The organism is Amycolatopsis sp. NPDC003861, assembly GCF_053605405.1.
Map to the genome: position 1 here is coordinate 25,052 of NZ_JBSGJD010000050.1, position 18,322 is coordinate 43,373.

The following is an 18,322-nucleotide window of genomic DNA, read 5'->3' on the forward strand; positions in this document are numbered from 1 at the left end:
TGGGTGGATGAACGTCAAGGCGGATCGCGCGAGTGCCACGCGGGAGAGCATCCTCGTGACGGCGGAGCGGTTGTTCGCCGAGAACGGCGTGCACGCGGTGTCCAACCGGCACATCAGCGAGGCGGCCGGGCAGGGCAACAACGCCGCGGTCAACTACCACTTCGGCACCAAAGTGGACCTGGTCCGCGCGATCGCCCGCAAGCACTTCGGCCGGATCGAGCGGCTGCGCGAGGAGCTGGTCGACGCCATCGAGGGCGACGGCGAGCTGCGCGACTGGGTGGCGTGCCTGGTCCGCCCGTCGACGAGCTACCTGCACGAACTGGGCGCGCCGACGTGGTTCGCGCGGTTCAGCGCCCAGGTGATGACCGACCCGGCGTTGCGCGTGATCGTCGTGGAGGAGTCCCTGTCCTCCCCGGCGCTGGCCCGCGCGGTCGAGGGCCTCGACCGCTGCCTGGACGGCCTCCCCCCGGAAGTCCGCGCCGAGCGCGGCGACATGGCCCGCCAGCTGATGATCCACATGACGGCCGAGCGCGAGCGAGCCCTGGCCGAGGGAACGCCGACCCCGAGGGCGAGCTGGAACGACGCGGGCACGGGCCTGATCGACGCGATCACCGGCCTCCTCCTCGCCCCGGTGACCCCCGCCTCTTAACCCAGCCGGCCGTGTCGTCCCTTCGATCACGCGTGTCGTCCGGTGCGGTTCGTCCGCGCGGATAATTCGGGCGGCCGGAGTTCGTGGCCGGGGACGAACGGCGAGTGCGGAAATCCTCCTAACGTCACCTCGATCGGGCGGTGACGAGGAGGCGGCGGGTGCGGACACTCTTGCGGGGCGGCCGGGTCGTCGATCCGGGGACCGGGTTCGACGGCGTCGCCGACGTGGTCCTGTCCGAGAACGGGATCGAGGCCGTCGGGGCCGGGCTGGAAGCGGACACCGAAGTCGACGTCACCGGGCTCGTCGTCGGGCCCGGGTTCGTCGACCTGCACAGTCACGTGCACTCCGTCGCCGGGCAGCGGCTGCAGGCGATGGACGGCGTCACCACCGCGCTCGACCTCGAAGCCGGCCTGATGCCCGTCGAGCGCGCCTACGCCGAGGCCGCCGCGGCCGGGCGGCCGCTGCACTACGGCTTCTCCGCCTCCTGGGGTGCCGCCCGGGCGCAGGTCCTGGCCGGGATCGAGCCCGACGCGAACATCGACAGCGGCCTGGCCGTCCTCGGCAACCCCGCCTGGCAGCGGTCCTCCACCCCCACCGAGCTGACCGCCTGGCTGTCCCTTTTGGACACCGAGCTGGCCGCGGGCGCCCTGGGCATCGGCGTCCTCATGGGGTACGCGCCGCAGTCCGCGCCCGCGGAGTTCCTCGCCGTCGCCCACCTCGCCGCGCGGGCCGGCGTGCCCACCTACACCCACGTGCGCGAACTCGTCGAGGTCGATCCCGCGATCCCGGTCGACGGCTCGGCCGAGATCGCCGCCGCCGCGGGGGAGACCGGTGCCGCGATGCACCACTGCCACGTCAACAGCACCTCCGGCCACCACGTCGACCGCGTCCTCGCCACGCTCGACGACGCCCGGCGCGCCGGTTCCCGCGTCACCGTCGAGGCCTACCCCTACGGCGCCGGCAGCACCGCGGTCGGTGCCGCCTTCATCGAGCCGGACCGCCTGCGGCTCAAGGGACTCCGGCCGTCCAGTGTGGTCATCCTCGAAACCGGCGAACGCGTGCGCGACGAAGCCCGCCTGCGTCAGCTGCGCCGGGACGACCCGGGTGCGCCGTGCCTCCTGGAGTTCCTCGACGAGGACAACCCCCGCGAACGCGCGCTGCTGCACCGGGCCCTGGCCTTCCCCGACGCCGTCGTCGCCAGCGACGCGATGCCCGTGTCCTGGCCGGACGGCCGCAGCGAGAGCACCGAGTGGCCGCTGCCGCCCGGCGGCCGGACGCACCCGCGCACCGCGGGCACCTTCGCCAAGACCCTGCGCCTGATGGTCCGCGAGACCGGCGCCTGGAGCTGGCTCGAGGCGTTCCGGCGCTGCTCCTACCTGCCGTCACGGCTCCTCGACGACGTCGCGCCCGACGCCCGCCGCAAGGGCCACCTGGGCGCCGGAGCCGACGCCGACGTCGTCGTCCTGGACCCGGACCGGATCACCGATGCCGCCACCTACGCCGACCCCACCCGGCCCTCCCACGGCGTCCGGCACCTGTACGTCGCCGGAGTTCCGGTGGTCCGCGACGGGACCCTGGACACCGGCGCACTGCCCGGCCGGCCGTTGCGGGGTGAGCCGCGGTGATCGACGACATCGAGACACTCGTCCGGTGCGAGTCACCGTCGGCCGACCACGAAGCCGTCGCGCGCAGCGCCGAGGTGGTCGCCGGGATCGGCGGCCGCGTGCTCGGCGTCGAACCCGAACGGACCGTCATCGGCGGCTGCACGCACCTGCGCTGGCGGTTCGGCGACGGCGAGCCGCGGGTCCTGCTGCTCGGCCACCACGACACCGTGTGGCCACTGGGATCCCTGCGCACGCACCCCTTCGAGGTCCGCGACGGGATCCTGCGCGGACCCGGCTGCTTCGACATGAAGGCCGGGGTCGTGATGGCCCTGCACGCCGCTGCCGCGCTGCCCGACCGCGACGGCCTCTCGATCCTCGTCACCGGCGACGAAGAAATCGGCTCGCCGCTGTCGCGCACCTTGATCGAAGAGGAAGCCAAGAGCTGCGACGCGGTCTTCGTGCTCGAAGCCTCAGCCGACGGCGGCGCGCTGAAGACACGCCGCAAAGGCGTTTCCCTCTACCGCGTCGAGGTCGACGGCCGGGCCGCGCACGCCGGGCTCGAACCGGAAAAGGGCGTCAACGCGGGGATCGAGATCGCCCACCAGATCCTCGCGATCGCCGCGCTTGCCGACGCCGACCGCGGCACCACCGTCGTGCCGACCGCGCTGACGGCCGGGACCACGACGAACACCGTGCCCGCCCAGGCGAGCGTCGCCGTCGACGTGCGGGTGTGGGACGCCGCCGAACAGGAGCGCGTCGACCGCGCCATCAGAAGCCTCGCCCCGGTGCACGAAGAGGCCCGGATCCACATCTCCGGCGGCATCAACCGCCCGCCTCTGGACGCGGGAGCGTCCGCGGAGCTGTTCGTGCTCGCGAACGAACTCGCGGGCGGGACGCTCACCGAGGCCGCGGTCGGCGGCGCCTCGGACGGCAATTTCACCGCCGGGCTGGGCATTCCGACGCTCGACGGCCTCGGCGCGGTCGGCGGGGGAGCGCACGCCGACGACGAACACGTCGTCGTCGCCGAACTGCCCCGGCGAACCGCGCTGCTCACCGCGCTCACCGAAGCCGTCCTGACCCGGCGGAGTTCGTCCGCGCCGACGAACACCGGCGACGAATCCCGTGCGGGACAACGGTGACCGGCGGCGAACGTCCGGAAAGGATGGTGGGCGTGACAGAAGTCGTGACGAACACAGCCCCGCCGCTGCGGGACGAGGCCACCGCCGCGGCGGCCGGCGCCGCGCTCGCCTCGGGCGTCCGGATCCGCACCCTGGCCGAGGTCGCCGACCTGGCCGCGGTGTCCCGGCTCTTCGAATCGATCTGGCGGCCCGCCCCGGGAAACCCCCTGGTGACGGCCGAGCTGCTGCGGGCCATGGTGTCGGCGGGCAACTACGTGGCCGGCGCGTTCGACGGGCCTGAGCTGCTCGGTGCCTGCTTCGGGTTCTTCGGCGAACCCGCGAAGGGAGGACTGCACAGCCACATCGCCGGCGTCGCGACGGCCGGGCACGGCCGCGGCATCGGCTTCGCGCTGAAGCTGCACCAGCGCGCGTGGGCCCTGCGCCAGGGCGTCGCGGAGATCTCCTGGACCTTCGACCCGCTGGTGCGCCGCAACGCCCACTTCAACCTGACCAAGCTCGCCGCCCGCCCGGCGCACTACCTTCCGGACTTCTACGGCCCGATGCAGGACGGCATCAACGGCACCGGCGACACCGACCGCCTCATGGTCACCTGGGACCTGGCGAGCCCGTCCGTGCGGACGGCCGCCGCCGGCCGGCCGGACCGGGTGGACGCGGCGACGCTGCGGGGCGCCGCGGTCGCCCTGGCGGCCGGTCCGGACGGAGGCCCGGTCATCGGGGCCGCGGACACGCCGGTGGTGCGGGTCGCCGTCCCGCCGGACATCGAGGCACTCCGGCGCACCGACCCGGACCAGGGCCGGGCCTGGCGGGTCGCGCTGCGCGACGTGCTCGGCGGCCTGCTCGCGCAGGGCGCTTCGGTCACCGGATTCGATCGAGCCGGCTGGTACGTGCTCACCAAGGAGTCCCGATGAAGCTCACCGGTGTGGAACTGCTGCGCGTGCGGATGCCCCTGGTCGCCCCGTTCCGGACGTCGTTCGGGACGCAGGCCGACCGCGAACTGCTGCTCCTGCGCGCGGTGACGTCCGAAGGCGAAGGCTGGGGCGAGTGCGGGGCGATGGCCGGCCCGCTCTACTCCTCGGAGTACATCGACGGCGTCGAGCACGTGCTGCAGGCCTTCCTCGTGCCCGCGCTCCTCGCCGCCGGCGACCTGACGGCGAACAAGGTCGCGCCGCTGCTGGCGAAGTTCAAGGGCCACCGGATGGCCAAGGCCGCGCTGGAAATGGCCGTGTTCGACGCCGAGCTGCGCGCGCACGGCATGTCCTTCGGCACCGCTTTGGGGTCCACAAAGGACTCCGTGCCGTGCGGGGTGTCGGTCGGGATCATGGACTCGATCCCGCAGCTGCTGGACGTCGTCGGCGGCTACCTCGACGCGGGCTACCTGCGCATCAAGCTGAAGATCGAACCCGGCTGGGACGTCGAGCCGGTGCGCGCGGTCCGCGAGCGCTTCGGCGACGACGTCCTGCTGCAGGTCGACGCGAACACGGCGTACACGCTCTCGGACGTGCCGCAGCTGCAGCGGCTGGACCCGTTCGGGCTGCTGCTGATCGAGCAGCCCCTGGAAGAGGAGGACGTGCTCGGCCACGCCGAACTGGCCAAGCACCTCCGGACGCCGATCTGCCTGGACGAAACCGTCGTGTCGGCGCGGTCGGCCGCCGACGCGATCCGGCTCGGCGCCTGCCGGATCGTCAACATCAAGCCCAGCCGGGTCGGCGGCTACCTGGAGGCGCGGCGGGTGCACGACGTCTGCGCCGCGCACGGCATTCCCGTCTGGTGCGGCGGGATGCTCGAAACCGGGCTGGGCCGGGCCGCCAACGTCGCGCTGGCGGCGCTGCCCGGGTTCACCCTGCCCGGCGACACCTCGGCGTCGGACCGGTTCTACCGCACCGACATCACCGAGCCGTTCGTGCTCGAAGCCGGACGGCTGCCGGTGCCGTCCGGGCCCGGCCTCGGCGTCACCCCGGTCCCCGGGCGGCTGGCCGAGGTGACCACCGCGAAGTCCTGGCTCGCCTAGCGAAACGAGAGGTCCCCATGTCGAAGCTCCCCGAACTCTCCGCCTGGCTGCAGACCCGGCTGCCCGCCCTGCTGGCCGAGCACCACGTCCCCGGCGCCGCCGTCGCCGTGTACGCCGGCGGCGAGATCGTCGACCACGCCGCCGGCGTGCTCAACAAGGCCACCGGGGTCGAAGCGGACGTCGACTCGCTGTTCCAGATCGGCTCGATCACCAAGGTCTGGACGGCCACCCTGGTGCTGCAGCTCGTCGACGACGGCGTCCTCAACCTCGACCGGCCGGTCCGGGAGTACCTGCCGGAGTTCGTGCTCGGCGACGAGGCGGCGGCCGCGCGGATCACCGTCCGGCAGCTGCTGTGCCACACCGCCGGCTTCGAAGGCGACATCTTCACCGACACCGGCCGCGGCGCCGACTGCGTCGAGAAGTACGTCGCCACCCTCGGCGACGTCCCGCAGCTGTTCGCCCCCGGCGAGATGTTCTCCTACAACAACGCCGGGTTCTGCGTGCTCGGCCGGCTCGTGGAAGTCCTGCGCGGCAAGACCTACGACGCCTGCCTGCAGGACCACCTGTTCACGCCGCTCGGCCTGACGCACGCGGCGCCGAGCCCGTACGAGGCGATCCGCTTCCGCGCCGCACTGGGACACCTGACGCCCTCGCCCGGCGCGGCGCCGGAACCCGCGAGCACCTGGGCGCTGGCGCCGTCGAACGCCCCGGCGGGCTCGATGCTCGCGATGCGCCCGCGGGACCTCGTCACGTTCGCCGCCATGCACCTGCGGGACGGCGAAGGCCCCGACGGCACCCGCGTGCTCGGCGCGGAGAGCGCCCGCGCGATGCGGGAGCGCCTGGTCGAGCTGCCCGATCTCGGTCTCTTCGGCGACGCGTGGGGCCTCGGCTGGTCGCTGTTCGACGCACCCGGCGGAGAGGTCGTCGGCCACGACGGCGGCACGATCGGCCAGTCCGCGTTCCTGCGCGTGGCCCCGGAGCACGACGTCGCGGTGGCCCTGCTGACCAACGGCGGCGACCCGATCGCCGTCTACACCGAGGTCGTCGGGCACGTCCTGCGCGAGCTGACCGGCATCGCCCTGCGGGTGCCGCCGGTGCCCGACCCGGCCGCGCCGCGGTTCGACGCCTCGCGGTACGTCGGCGAGTACTCGTCGTCGGTGGCGGACATCGTGGTCAGCCAGGACGACGACGGCCGGGTCTGGGTCGAGCGCATCCCAAAGGGGATCCTCGCGGAGCTGGCCAAGCCGGAGAAGACCGAGCTGGTCGCGCTGAACGGTGACACGCTGATCCTGGCCGAGCCGATGCAGGGCATGTACGTGCCGCACGCCTTCGTCGGCGACGACGGCACCGGCCGCGCGCTGTACCTGCACACCGGCCGCGCCGACCGGCGGGTCGACGCGTGAGCGCGGTGGAGGCGGAGATCGCCGACGTCTTCGCCCGGGCGGACGCGCGCGGGTTCCTGCACGCGCGGGAGATCGGCGGCGGCCCGTCGGTGGCCGTCGGCGCCGACGATCCGGTGGTGCTGGCGTCGGTGTTCAAGATCCCGGTCGCCGTCGCCTACGCGCGGGAAGCCGCGGCGGGACGGCTGGACGAGACGGCCCGGACCCGCGTCGGCCGCCGCTACCGCATCGGCGGCATCGGCACCGCGGGATGTGCGGACGACGTCGAGATGAGCTGGCGCGACCTCGCGCTGTTCATGCTGACCATGAGCGACAACGCCGCCACCGACGTCGTCTACCACCGGATCGGGCAGCAGGCCGTCGACCGCCTCCTGACCGACCTCGGCCTGCACCGCACCCGGCTGATCGGCTGCTGCGAGGACCTGTTCGCCTCCGCGCTCGCCGACGTCGGGGCGCCCGAAGACGCCGACATCGACGCCGTCTTCGCGGAGGCGACGCCCGAGCAGACGTGGAAGCTCGCGGTGCTGGACCCCGAGCGCACGACGTCGTCGACGCCGAGGGAGATCACCGAGCTGCTGGACGCGGTGTGGACCGACCGGGCGGGCGACCCGGCGGCCTGTGAGCGGGTGCGCTCGATGCTGGCGCGGCAGATCTGGCCGCACCGCCTGTCGTCCGGATTCCCCTCGGACGTCGGGGTCGCGGCCAAGACCGGCACGTTGCCCGCGGTGCGCAACGAAGCGGGTGTCGTGTCCTATCCGGACGGTCGCCGGTTTGCCGTCGCGGTGTTCACCCGCGCGAACTCCCTGGCCGAGCGCCAACCCGCCATCGACGCGGCGATCGGCCGGGCCGGCCGGCTCGCCGTGGACCACCTGCGGAAGGAGAAGCGATGACGCACCACCATTTCCTGCGGGGGTCCGGGTGGCGGAGCCCCCGGCCCGGGGCGAAGCCCCGGTTCGACACCGGAACGGTGGTGGTCCTGTTCGGCGCGCTTGCCCTCGCGGCCACCGCCTGCGCGGGACCGGGCGGCGGCAGCGCGGCCGGCGGCACCCTCGCCGACGGCAAGACCTTCACCCTCGGGCTGCCCTCCGACCCGGGCAACCTCGACCCGCACATGTCGGTGCTGGCGGTGACCGCGCAGGTCGACCGGTTCCTCTACGACTCCCTGCTCGACCTCACCCCCGACGGCAAGCCGCTCCCGAACCTCGCCGAAAAGTGGGACGCCACGAACACCACGGCGAAGTTCACCCTGCGGCCCGGCATCACCTGCGCGGACGGCGCCCCGCTGACCGCCGCCGACGTCGCCGCGAACATCGTCTTCGTCGGCGACCCGGCCAACAAGTCGCCGTTCGCCGGCCTGACGATCGCGCCCGGGACCAAGGCCAGTGCCGACGAAGCGACCCGGACGATCACCGTCACCAGCGGCGGACCGGACGCGTTCCTGCTCCGGAACGTCGGCGAACTGCCGATCGTCTGCGGCAAGGGGCTCGCCGACCGGAAGCTGCTGGCCACGGGCGGCAGCGGCACCGGCATGTTCGCCGTTTCCGAGATCGTGCCGAACGACCACTACACGTTCACCCGCCGCAAGGACTACGCGTGGGGGCCGGGGGACTGGAAAGCGCAGCAGCCGGGCCTGCCGGACAAGGTCGTCGCCCGGGTCGTCCCGAACACCGCGACGGCGGCGAACCTGCTGCTGTCCGGCGAGGTGAACGCCGGTCAGATCAACGGGCCGGACCGTCAGCGGCTGGAAGCGCGCAAACTCTTCCACGCGGACTACCTCGCCCCGCTCGGGGAGATCTTCTACAACCAGGCCCCCGGCCGCCCCGGCCAGGACGAGGCCGTGCGGCGCGCGCTCACCCAGGCGCTCGACCTCGCCCAGCTCGGCAAGGTGCTCACCAACGGCACCGGCAAACCGTCGCAGGGCCTGGTCACCGCCGAGCCGAAGGCGTGCTCGGGCGACACCGTCACCGGCCACCTGCCCAACCACGACCCGGCCGCCGCCGCGTCCGCTTTGGACGCCGCGGGCTGGAAGGCCGGCCCGGACGGCGTGCGCGTCAAGGGCGGCAAGCGGCTGACCCTCACCGTCCTGTACGGCACCCAGCTCGGCCCGACCATGGCGCCCACCGCCGAACTGGCCCAGCAGACGTGGAAGTCCCTCGGCGCCGAGGTCACGCTCAAGGCCGTCGACAGTCCCGGCCTGTCGCAGGTGCTGTTCGGCACCGGCGAGTGGGAGGTGTCCCTCGGGCCGCTCGGGCTCACCCTGCCCAGCCAGCTGGTGCCGTTCGTGTCCGGCCCGGCGGCGCCGGACGGGACCAACTTCGGCCACATCGCCAACCCCGGCTACGACCAGGGCGTGAAGCAGGCGGCCGCGATGAGCGGCGAGGCCAGCTGCCCGGCCTGGCAGGCCGCCGAGACCGCGTTGATCAAGCGCGTCGACGTCGTGCCCTACATCGACTCCGTCGTGCCGTACTACGCGAGCGCGTCGCGGTTCGAGGTCAGCCAGGGCGCCATCACGCCGTCGACGATCCGGATGTACGCGCGATGACCACGGCGGCGGCGCCCGCGCGGCTGCGCGGCGGACCGTGGCCGGCGTTCGCCGCCCGGCGGCTGACCCGGTTCGCCGTCTCGCTGTGGGCGCTGGTCACCGCGGCCTTCCTGATGATCCACCTGGTCCCCGGCGACCCCGTGCGGGCCGCGCTCGGGATGACCGCCCCGGCCGACCTGGTGCGGGCGAAGCGGCTGGAACTCGGCCTCGACGACCCGCTGTGGGTGCAGTACGGGCACTACCTGCGCGGCCTGGTCACCGGCGACTTCGGGACGTCGATGGCGAGCGGCCAGCCGGTCACGCAGGTGATCGGCGACCGGCTGCCGGCGACCCTGCAGCTGGCGGTGCCGGCCTTCGCGGTCGTCGTCGCCGTCGCGATCCCGGTCGGCGTGGTCTTCGCGGTGCTGACCCGCGGTGGCCGCCGCCGCGGCAGCGAATTGGTGTTCACCTCGGTGAGCGCCTTCCTCGCCGCCGTCCCGGAATTCCTGGTGGCGGTCGCGCTGGTGGCGCTGCTCGCGGTCGGCCTCGGCTGGTTCCCGGTGGCCGGAGGCGACGGCGCGAGCGCGTACGTGCTGCCGGTCGCGGCCCTGGCCACCGGGCCGTCGGCGGTGCTCGCCCGGATCGTCCGGGTGGAACTGCTTTCGGTGCTGGGCGCCGACTTCGTCCGCACTGCGCGGGCGAAACGGCTGCCCGCGCGGCTGGTCTACGTCCGGCACGCCCTGCCGAACGCGCTGACCGCGACCCTGACCCTGGGCGGGCTGATGCTGACCGGGATGGTCGCGGGCACGGTGCTGGTCGAGAACGTCTTCGCCTGGCCCGGTCTCGGCTCGACGATCGTGCAGTCGATCCTCCAGAAGGACTACCCGCTGGTGCAGGGGATCGTGCTCGTCTACGGCGTCGGCGTGCTGCTGGTGAACCTGCTGGTCGACGTCGTGCTCGGGCTGCTCGACCCGCGCTCGGCCATTCGGGAGGCGTGACATGGCGCGACGCGGTACCTGGGCGGCGGCCCTGCGCACCCCGGTGGGCGCGTGCTCGGCGGTGCTGCTGGCCCTGGTCGTCGTCCTGGCCGCGCTGGCCCCGCTCCTGTGGGGCGAGGGCGCGGCGGCGATCGACACCGACGCGATCGGCCAGGGCCCGTCCGGGGCGCACCCGTTCGGCACCGACTCCCTCGGCCGCGACCTGCTGCTGCGCACCCTGGTCGCGACCCGGCTCTCGGTCGGCCTGGCCGTGCTCGCCACCGCGATCGGCGCCGGCACCGGCGTCGTCCTCGGGACGCTGCCGTCGGTGCTGCCCCGGCGCGTGGGCCGGTTGCTGACGGCGGTCGTCGACATCGCCGTCGCGTTCCCCGGCCTGCTGCTGGCCCTGTTCCTCGCGGTGATCTTCGGCGTCGGCACGCAGGGCGCGGTGCTGGCGATCGGGTTCGCGACGGCGCCGGCGTTCGCGCGGCTCGTGCAGACGCTCTCGGCGTCGGTCAGCGGCCGCGATTTCGTCGCCGCGGCCCGGATCGCCGGCGTCGGCCGGATCCGGCTGCTGGCCCGGCACGTGCTGCCGAACATCGGCGAACCCCTGGTGGTCAACGCGACCATCGGGGCGGGCTCGGCGCTGCTGGCCTTCGCCGGGCTGTCGTTCCTCGGCATCGGCGTGCAGGCACCGGACTACGACTGGGGACGGCTGCTGCGCGAGGGCCTGGACGGCATCTACGTCACCCCGGTGGCCGCGCTCGCCCCGGCCGCGGCGGTGGTGCTCGCCGGGCTGGCGTTCAACCTGGTCGGGGAGACGGTCGCCGCGGTGGTCGGCGTCCGGACCCGGGCGACCCGGCGTGGGGCGCCGCCGCTGCCGGCGGCCCGGCCCGCGCCCGGCGAGCCGCCTGCGGACGCCGTGCTCGTGGTCGAGAACCTCCGGGTGGCGTTCCCCGGGCCGTCCGGCTGGACGGTCCCGGTGCGCGGAGTCAGCTTCAGCGTCCGCGCGGGCGAGGCGATCGGCGTGGTCGGCGAGTCCGGCTCCGGCAAGAGCCTGACCGCGCTGGCCGTGTCCCGGCTGGTCGAAGCGCCCGGCCTGGTCACCGCCGACCGGCTCGAATTCGCCGGGAAGGCCTTGTCCGAGGCGTCCGACCGGGAGCTCGGCACCGCGCTCGCCATGGTGTTCCAGGACCCGATGACGTCGTTCAACCCCGCCCGCCGCGTCGGCGGCCAGCTCGCCGAAGTGTCCGAGCAGCACCACGGCCTGTCGCGGCGCCAGGCGTTCGCCCGCGCGGTGGACCGGCTGGCCGCCGTGCGCGTCCCGGCCCCCGAGCGGCGGGCGCGGCAGTACCCGCACGAGTTCTCCGGCGGCATGCGGCAGCGGGCGATGATCGGCATGGGCCTGATGGGCCGGCCGAAGCTGATCGTGGCCGACGAGCCGACGACCGCGCTCGACGTCACCGTGCAGCGGCAGGTGCTGCGGCTGCTGGCCCGCACGCGCGAGGCCGAGGGCGCGGCGATCCTGCTGATCAGCCACGACATCGCCGTCGTGGCCCAGACCTGCGGACGGATGCTGGTGATGTACGCCGGCCGGATCGTCGAGGACCTCCCGAGCGGTGCCGCGGCCCGGCACCCGTACACGCGGGCGCTGCTGGCCACCACGGTCGACCTCGACACCGACCGCGACCGGCCCCTCGAGGTCATCCCCGGCCGCCCGCCGGAACCCGGCCAGGTGCCGGAAGGCTGCGCGTTCGCCGCCCGGTGCCCGGTGGCCTCGGACCGCTGCCGCACCGAAGACCCGGTGCTCGAACCGGCCGGGGACGGCCACCGGGTCGCCTGCTGGCACCCGCAGGTCACCGTCCTTTCCGGACAGTCGCACGAGGAGGGAGCCGCGTGAGCGCTCTGGAGTTCGACGCGGTGAGCGTCCGCTACGGCCGGCTGACCGCGGTCGACGGCGTCAGCCTGACCGTCCCGTCCGGGCAGGTCGTCGGCCTGGTCGGCGAGTCCGGCTCCGGCAAGTCGACCCTCGCCCGGGCGGCCGCCGGGCTCGCGCCGGTCAGCGCGGGCCGGGTCCGGCTCGGCGGCGTCGACGTGCGCCGGCTGCCGCGGCGGCGGCCGTTGCAGATGGTGTTCCAGGACCCGTATTCGTCGCTGGACCCGCGGATGGCGATCGGGGAGTCGATCGCCGAGGCGATGCCGCGTGGCGCCGGACGCCGGGCCGAGGTGGCCCGGCTGCTCGAACTGGTGAACCTCGACCCCGAGCGGGCGGACCTGCTGCCCGGCCGGCTTTCGGGCGGCCAACGGCAGCGCGTCGCGCTCGCCCGGGCGCTCGCGGGACGGCCGAAGGTGCTGATCGCCGACGAGATCACCTCGGCGCTCGACGTCTCGGTGCAGGGGGCCGTGCTCAACCTGGTCCGGGACGTGCAGCGGCGGCTCGCGCTGTCGATGCTGTTCATCTCGCACAACCTCGCCGTGGTGCGGTACGTCAGCGACGTCGTCGCGGTGATGTACCTCGGCCGGATCGTCGAGGCCGGGCCCGCCGCGCAGGTCCTCACCGATCCCCAGCACCCCTACACGCGGGACTTGCTGGCCGCCGCGCCCTCGGCCCACCGGAGCCTGCTCGACGACACCGGCGACGACCCGCTCGCCGACACCGAACCCGCCGATCCGCACCACCCGCCGTCCGGCTGCCGCTACCACCCGCGCTGCCCGATCGGGCCGCTCGCGCACCCGGACCGCACGGTCTGCATCACCACCGACCCGGCCGGCGAGGCCGCGGGCCGGTCCCACTCCGCGGCGTGCCACTTCGCCGCCGGTCATCCCACGAGGAGATCCGCATGACCCGACGTCCCGGCATCGACGACCTCGACGCCTTCGTCTCCCCCGAGCAGCCGGCGATGGCGCCGGACGGCCGCCGGATCGCGTACGTCCTGCGCACCGCCGACCGCGACGAGGACGAGGACGCCCGCTCGCTCTGGCTCGTCGGAACCGAGGGCGGCGAGCCGCGCCGGCTCACCCGCGGCCCGGCCGACCTGGCGCCGGCGTGGTCGCCGGACGGCACGCGCCTGGCGTTCCTGCGCGCCCAGGACGGCCCGGCCCAGCTCTGGCTGCTCCCGGCGGACGGCGGTGAGCCCGAACGGGTCACCACGCTGCCGCTCGGCGCGGGCACCCCGGTCTGGCGCCCGGACGGCGCCGAGATCGCCTTCGCCGCCCCGGTCGACCTCGCCGCGGACGAGGGTGAAGACGCCGCCGCCCGGGCCCGTCGTGCGGGCGCTCCCGTGGTCGCCGACCGGCTCGACTTCAAGGCCGACGGCGCCGGGCTGCTGCGGACGCTGCGCAAGCACGTCCACGTCCTCGACGTCGCCACCGGCGAGGTCCGGCAGGTGACGTCGGGGGACTGGCACGCGGGCGACCCCGCGTGGTCGCCGGACGGCGCGCTGCTGGCCTTCCCCGCGGGCCAGGACGCCGACGCCGATCTGACGTTCCGCTCCGGCGCGTACGTCGTCGAGCCGGGCGGCGAGCCGCGCCTGGTCGGTTCGGGCGAGGGGATGTGCGGCACGGTCACCTGGACCGCCGACGGCCGCGCGCTGCTGGTCGTCGGCCGCCGCGACACCGCACCCGGGCACCTCGGGCTGCTGCGGATCCCCTTGGACGGCGGGGAAACCACCGACCTGGCCGCGCCGCTGGACCGGAACGTCATGCCGGGGGCGCCCGGTTATCCCGGCGCGCTGCCGCAGCTCGCGGGCGACACCGTGCTGTTCTGCGCGCGCGACCGCGGCTACACCCACCTCTACGCCGTCGACCCCGACGGGGGCGAGCCGCGGCTCGTGCTCGGCGGCACCGGGAACGCCGTGGCGGCGATGTCGGTCGCCGGGAACACGGCGGCGATCGTGCTGGGCACGCCGACGTCCTACGGCGAGATCGCGACGGTCGACCTGCCCGGCGGCGAGATCGAGCTGCGCACCGCGCACGGGCCCGGCTTCGAGCCCTTCGCGGGCGAGGAACGGGAGTTCACCATCTCCGACGGCACGGTCGTGGCCGGCTGGCTGCTGCGCGACCAGGCCCGCACCGGCCCGCGGCCGCTGCTGCTGGACATCCACGGCGGCCCGCACAACGCGTGGAACGGCACCGCCGACGCCGTGCACCTCTACCACCAGGAACTCGTCGCGCGCGGCTGGGCGGTGCTGCTGCTCAACCCGCGCGGCAGCGACGGCTACGGCGAAGCGTTCTACACCGCCGCGGTCGGTGCCTGGGGCGTCGCCGACGCCCGGGACTTCCTCGAGCCCGTGGACACCCTGGTCGCCGAGGGCGTGGCCGACGCGCGGCGGCTCGCCGTGTCCGGCTACAGCTACGGCGGCTTCATGACCTGCTACCTCACCAGCCGGGACGACCGCTTCGCCGCGGCGATCGCGGGCGGGGTGGTCAGCGACGTCGTCAGCATGGCCGGCACATCCGACAGCGGGCACTACCTCGGCGTGGCCGAACTCGGCGCGATCCCGTGGGAGAACCGGGCCCACTACGCGGCGCTTTCCCCGCTGGCCCAGGTGGAAAAGGTGCGGACGCCGACCCTGGTGGTCCAGGGTGCCGCCGACGACCGGTGCCCGGCCGGGCAGGCCGAGCAGTGGTTCACCGCGCTGCGCGAGCAGGGCGTGCCGACCCGCCTGGTGCTCTACCCGGGCGCGTCCCACCTGTTCATCCTCGACGGGAAGCCGTCGCACCGGCGGGACTTCAACCGCCGCATCGTCGACTGGGTTTCGCAGTACGCGGGCGAGCCGGGCCGGCCGGCGCAGGTGCCGCTGGACGCCGCGCACTGGCAGCGGCGCCTGGCCGCGCTCGCGCGCAAGCACCGCGTCCCGGGCGCGTCCCTGGGCATCCTGCGCGGCGGCGAGCGGGTGCTCGCGAGCCACGGCGTGCTGAACACGGCGACCGGGGTCGAGGTCACCGACGACTCGGTGTTCCAGATCGGCTCGATCACCAAGGTCTGGACGGCCACGGTGGCGATGCAGCTGGTCGACGAGGGCCTGCTGAAGCTGGACGCGCCGATCGCCGACGTGCTGCCCGAGCTGCGGCTGGCCGACCCCGACGTCACCAAGCAGGTGACCCTGCGGCACCTGCTCACCCACACGAGTGGCATCGACGGCGACGTCTTCACCGACACCGGCCGCGGCGACGACTGCCTCGAGAAGTTCGTCGGCCTCCTCGACGAGGTCGCGCAGAACCACCCGCTCGGGGCGACGCTGTCCTACTGCAACTCGGGGTTCGTGCTGGTGGGCCGGGTGATCGAGAAGCTGACCGGGCAGACGTGGGACGCGGCCCTGCGCGAGCGGCTGTTCACCCCACTGGGTCTCACCCACACGGGGACACTGCCGGAGGAGGCGTTGCTGCACCGAGCGGCGATGGGCCACGTCGCGGCGGGCGACGGCGCGCCGGCACCGGCGCCGGCCTGGACCCTCCCGCGTTCGGCGGGCCCGGCCGGCCTGATCACGGCGACGGCGGCGGACGTCCTCGAGTTCGCCGGCCTGCACCTGGCGGGCGGTGGCGAGGTGCTGTCGGAGGCGTCGGCGGCGGCGATGACCGAGTGGCAGGCGGACATGCCGGACAAGCACACGCTGGGGGACTCGTGGGGCCTCGGCTGGATCCGCTTCGAGTGGGACGGCCACCGCGTGATCGGTCACGACGGCAACACGATCGGGCAGTCGGCGTTCCTGCGGTTGCTGCCCTCGCACGGCCTGGCGGTCACGCTGCTCACCAACGGCGGCAACACGCGCGACCTGTACGAGGAGCTCTACCGCGAGATCTTCGCTGCGCTGGGGGGAGTGGCGCTGCCGCGTCCGGTTGCGCCGGCCGCCGAGCCGCCGTCCGTGGAGGTGGCCGAGTTCGTCGGAGTGTACGAGCGGGCGTCGATGCGCATCGAGGTCTTCGAAGGGGAGACGGGCCTGCGGATGCGGCAGTCGATCACCGGCCCGATCGCCGAGCTGGTGCCGGAACCGACGACGGAACACGACCTGATCCCGTTGGGCGGCCCGCAGTTCGCGTTCCGCGAGCCGGGCACCCGGTCGTGGATCTCGGCGACGTTCTACACCTTGCCGACGGGGGAGCGTTACCTGCACAGCGGCGTCCGCGCGACGCCGAAGGTCGGGTAGCGGCGTCGGAGTCCCGCTTCCACTCGTCCGGTGGAAGCGGGACTCAGTGGTGCGAAGTGGTTTGCGGGACCGGGCTGCGCCGGATGAGCCAGGTGCCGGCGAAGGCGATGAGGCCGACGACCCCGGCGACGATGAAGGCCGCTCGCAGGCCGGAGGCGTCCGGGCTGGTCGCGGTCGTGTCGTGGCTGCCAATGGTCGCCACCGTGACGAACATCGCCGTGCCCAGGGCGCCGGCCACCTGCTGCAGCGTCGAAAGGATCGCGCTGCCGTGCGAATACAGGTGTTCGGGCAGCACCCCGAGCGACTCGGCGAACAGCGGCGTCATCATCAGGCCCAGCCCGGCCATCATCAGCACGTGGATCCCGATCACCGCGATCAGTGGCGAATCCGGCCCCAGCACCGCGAACAGCCACAGCGAAGCGGCCATCGCCGCCGCGCCGGGGATGACGAGCGGGCGGCTGCCGACCTTGTCGAACAGCGCGCCGACCGGGCGGCCCAGCAGGCCCAGCACCAGACCGCCGGGCAGCACCGCCAGCCCGCTGACGAACGTGCTCGTGTGCAGCACGGTCTGCAGGTAGAGCGGCAGCAGGATCGCCGCGGCGCCGATCAGGCACACGAACAGCAGGCCGGTCAGCACCAGCGCGACGACGAAGCTGCGGTGGGTGAACGGCCGCAGGTCGAGCAGCGCGCGGTCCCGGCGCTGCAGCCGCAGCTGCCGCCAGGTGAAGACCACCAGCGCCGCGACGCCGACGACGATCGGCACCCAGCCCGGCACCGCCGGCTCGGCCCCGGCCTGCTCGCCGCTGGAGGACAGGCCGTACAGCACCCCTCCGAACCCGATCGCCGACAGCAGCACCGACGGCACGTCCAGCGGTACCTGACGGCGCTCGCTGCCGATGCGCAGCAGCAGCCCGCCGGCCACCAGTGCGGCGATCGCCAGCGGCAGCACGATCCAGAACATCCAGCGCCAGCCGAGCGGCAGCACCGCGCCGCCGATGGTCGGCCCGATCGCCGGCGCGACCGCGATGACGATCGTGATCGTGCCCATGGTCGCGCCGCGCCGTTCCGGCGCCACCAGCCGCATGACCGTGGTCATCAGCAGCGGCAGCATCACGGCGGTGCCGCAGGCTTGCACGACGCGCCCGGCCATCAGCAGCCCGAACCCGGGCGCGAGCGCGCTCAGCAGCGTGCCCAGGCTGAACGCCGCCATCGAGAACAGGAAGACCTGCCGCGGCGAGAACCGTTCGAGCATGAACCCGGTGGTGGGGATGACGACGGCCATGGTCAGCAGGAACCCGCTGGTCAGCCACTGCACGGTCGTCGTCGGCACCCGCAGGTCGACGGTCAGGTCCCGCAGAGCGACGCTCAGGATGGTCTCGTTGAGGATCATCACGAACGCGGAGAGCACGAGAGTCCCGATGAGGAGTCCCGAGCGCGCCGGGGCACGGTTCACGTCGGCGGGCGGGGTGGACACGGTTTTGGTCATCGGGGTGGGACTCTCCTGGTCGGCCGGAGACGGCCGTGGCGAACAACGGACGTCCTTCGCAGTGTGCCCGTTTCGGGCCGCTTCTGTCAGGCGGATTTCGGGTCACCGGCCCCCCTGCGCGGCCGCCGGAGGCGTCCGATATGCTTCCGCCAGTACGAAGTTCCGCAGCGCGCGATTAGCTCAGCGGGAGAGCGCTTCCCTGACACGGAAGAGGTCACTGGTTCAATCCCAGTATCGCGCACCACGAGTCCACCCCCCGGATTTCGTGGAAGTTCGTACATGGGCGATTAGCTCAGGGGGAGAGCGCTTCGTTCACACCGAAGAGGTCACTGGTTCGATCCCAGTATCGCCCACTCCACAACGAAGAAGGCCCCGTCCGCGGACGGGGCCTT

The 18,322-nt window shown here is 73.7% G+C and carries 13 protein-coding genes and 2 tRNA genes; 14 read left to right on the top strand and 1 reads right to left on the bottom strand.

Annotation, left to right across the window (positions count from 1 at the left end):
- Nucleotides 1-7: 7 nt before the first annotated feature.
- From ACWEVN_RS15495 to ACWEVN_RS15550, 12 genes are all read left to right on the top strand, one after another.
- A complete protein-coding gene (locus ACWEVN_RS15495; RefSeq protein WP_449685680.1) occupies nt 8-649 on the top strand; it encodes a TetR/AcrR family transcriptional regulator in 642 nt (213 codons plus the stop codon).
- Between the two features lie 140 nt (nt 650-789).
- Complete coding sequence (locus ACWEVN_RS15500; RefSeq protein ID WP_449685681.1) at nt 790-2,274, top strand: amidohydrolase family protein; 1,485 nt, start codon at nt 790-792, stop codon at nt 2,272-2,274.
- On the top strand, nt 2,271-3,392 hold the full coding sequence (locus tag ACWEVN_RS15505) for a M20 family metallopeptidase (RefSeq protein WP_452051674.1): 1,122 nt from the start codon (nt 2,271-2,273) through the stop codon (nt 3,390-3,392). The genes ACWEVN_RS15500 and ACWEVN_RS15505 overlap by 4 nt, the downstream gene beginning before the upstream one ends.
- A 23-nt stretch (nt 3,393-3,415) precedes the next feature.
- Nucleotides 3,416-4,300, top strand: a complete 885-nt coding sequence (locus ACWEVN_RS15510; RefSeq protein WP_452051675.1) for a GNAT family N-acetyltransferase — start codon at nt 3,416-3,418, stop codon at nt 4,298-4,300.
- On the top strand, nt 4,297-5,400 hold the full coding sequence (gene menC / locus ACWEVN_RS15515; RefSeq protein WP_452051676.1) for an o-succinylbenzoate synthase: 1,104 nt from the start codon (nt 4,297-4,299) through the stop codon (nt 5,398-5,400). Before ACWEVN_RS15510 ends, menC begins: the two co-directional genes overlap by 4 nt.
- 17 nt (nt 5,401-5,417) lie before the next feature.
- Nucleotides 5,418-6,803 carry a serine hydrolase domain-containing protein gene (locus tag ACWEVN_RS15520; protein WP_452051677.1) on the top strand — a complete coding sequence of 462 codons (1,386 nt, stop codon included), beginning with the start codon at nt 5,418-5,420 and terminating at the stop codon, nt 6,801-6,803.
- The gene (locus ACWEVN_RS15525; protein ID WP_452051678.1) at nt 6,800-7,690 is read left to right on the top strand and encodes a serine hydrolase; all 891 of its coding nucleotides are present in this window, start codon (nt 6,800-6,802) and stop codon (nt 7,688-7,690) included. The genes ACWEVN_RS15520 and ACWEVN_RS15525 overlap by 4 nt, the downstream gene beginning before the upstream one ends.
- On the top strand, nt 7,687-9,342 hold the full coding sequence (locus ACWEVN_RS15530) for an ABC transporter substrate-binding protein (RefSeq protein WP_449685687.1): 1,656 nt from the start codon (nt 7,687-7,689) through the stop codon (nt 9,340-9,342). Before ACWEVN_RS15525 ends, ACWEVN_RS15530 begins: the two co-directional genes overlap by 4 nt.
- Nucleotides 9,339-10,319 carry an ABC transporter permease gene (locus ACWEVN_RS15535; protein WP_449685688.1) on the top strand — a complete coding sequence of 327 codons (981 nt, stop codon included), beginning with the start codon at nt 9,339-9,341 and terminating at the stop codon, nt 10,317-10,319. Before ACWEVN_RS15530 ends, ACWEVN_RS15535 begins: the two co-directional genes overlap by 4 nt.
- A 1-nt stretch (nt 10,320) precedes the next feature.
- Complete coding sequence (locus tag ACWEVN_RS15540) at nt 10,321-12,198, top strand: dipeptide/oligopeptide/nickel ABC transporter permease/ATP-binding protein (protein ID WP_452051679.1); 1,878 nt, start codon at nt 10,321-10,323, stop codon at nt 12,196-12,198.
- Nucleotides 12,195-13,142 carry an ABC transporter ATP-binding protein gene (locus ACWEVN_RS15545; protein ID WP_449685690.1) on the top strand — a complete coding sequence of 316 codons (948 nt, stop codon included), beginning with the start codon at nt 12,195-12,197 and terminating at the stop codon, nt 13,140-13,142. The genes ACWEVN_RS15540 and ACWEVN_RS15545 overlap by 4 nt, the downstream gene beginning before the upstream one ends.
- Nucleotides 13,139-16,444: a serine hydrolase gene (locus tag ACWEVN_RS15550; RefSeq protein WP_452051680.1), complete on the top strand. Its 3,306-nt coding sequence runs from the start codon at nt 13,139-13,141 to the stop codon at nt 16,442-16,444. The genes ACWEVN_RS15545 and ACWEVN_RS15550 overlap by 4 nt, the downstream gene beginning before the upstream one ends.
- A 43-nt stretch (nt 16,445-16,487) precedes the next feature.
- On the opposite strand, the gene ACWEVN_RS15555 is transcribed toward ACWEVN_RS15550, so the two are convergent.
- On the bottom strand, nt 16,488-17,930 hold the full coding sequence (locus ACWEVN_RS15555; RefSeq protein ID WP_452051681.1) for a DHA2 family efflux MFS transporter permease subunit: 1,443 nt from the start codon (nt 17,928-17,930) through the stop codon (nt 16,488-16,490).
- Nucleotides 17,931-18,099: 169 nt separating this feature from the next.
- On the opposite strand from ACWEVN_RS15555, the gene ACWEVN_RS15560 reads away from it, so the two are divergent.
- Together ACWEVN_RS15560 and ACWEVN_RS15565 are read left to right on the top strand one after the other, a co-directional pair.
- Nucleotides 18,100-18,174, top strand: a tRNA-Val gene (locus ACWEVN_RS15560).
- A gap of 37 nt (nt 18,175-18,211) precedes the next feature.
- A tRNA-Val gene (locus ACWEVN_RS15565) sits at nt 18,212-18,283 on the top strand.
- The last annotated feature ends 39 nt before the right edge of the window (nt 18,284-18,322 follow it).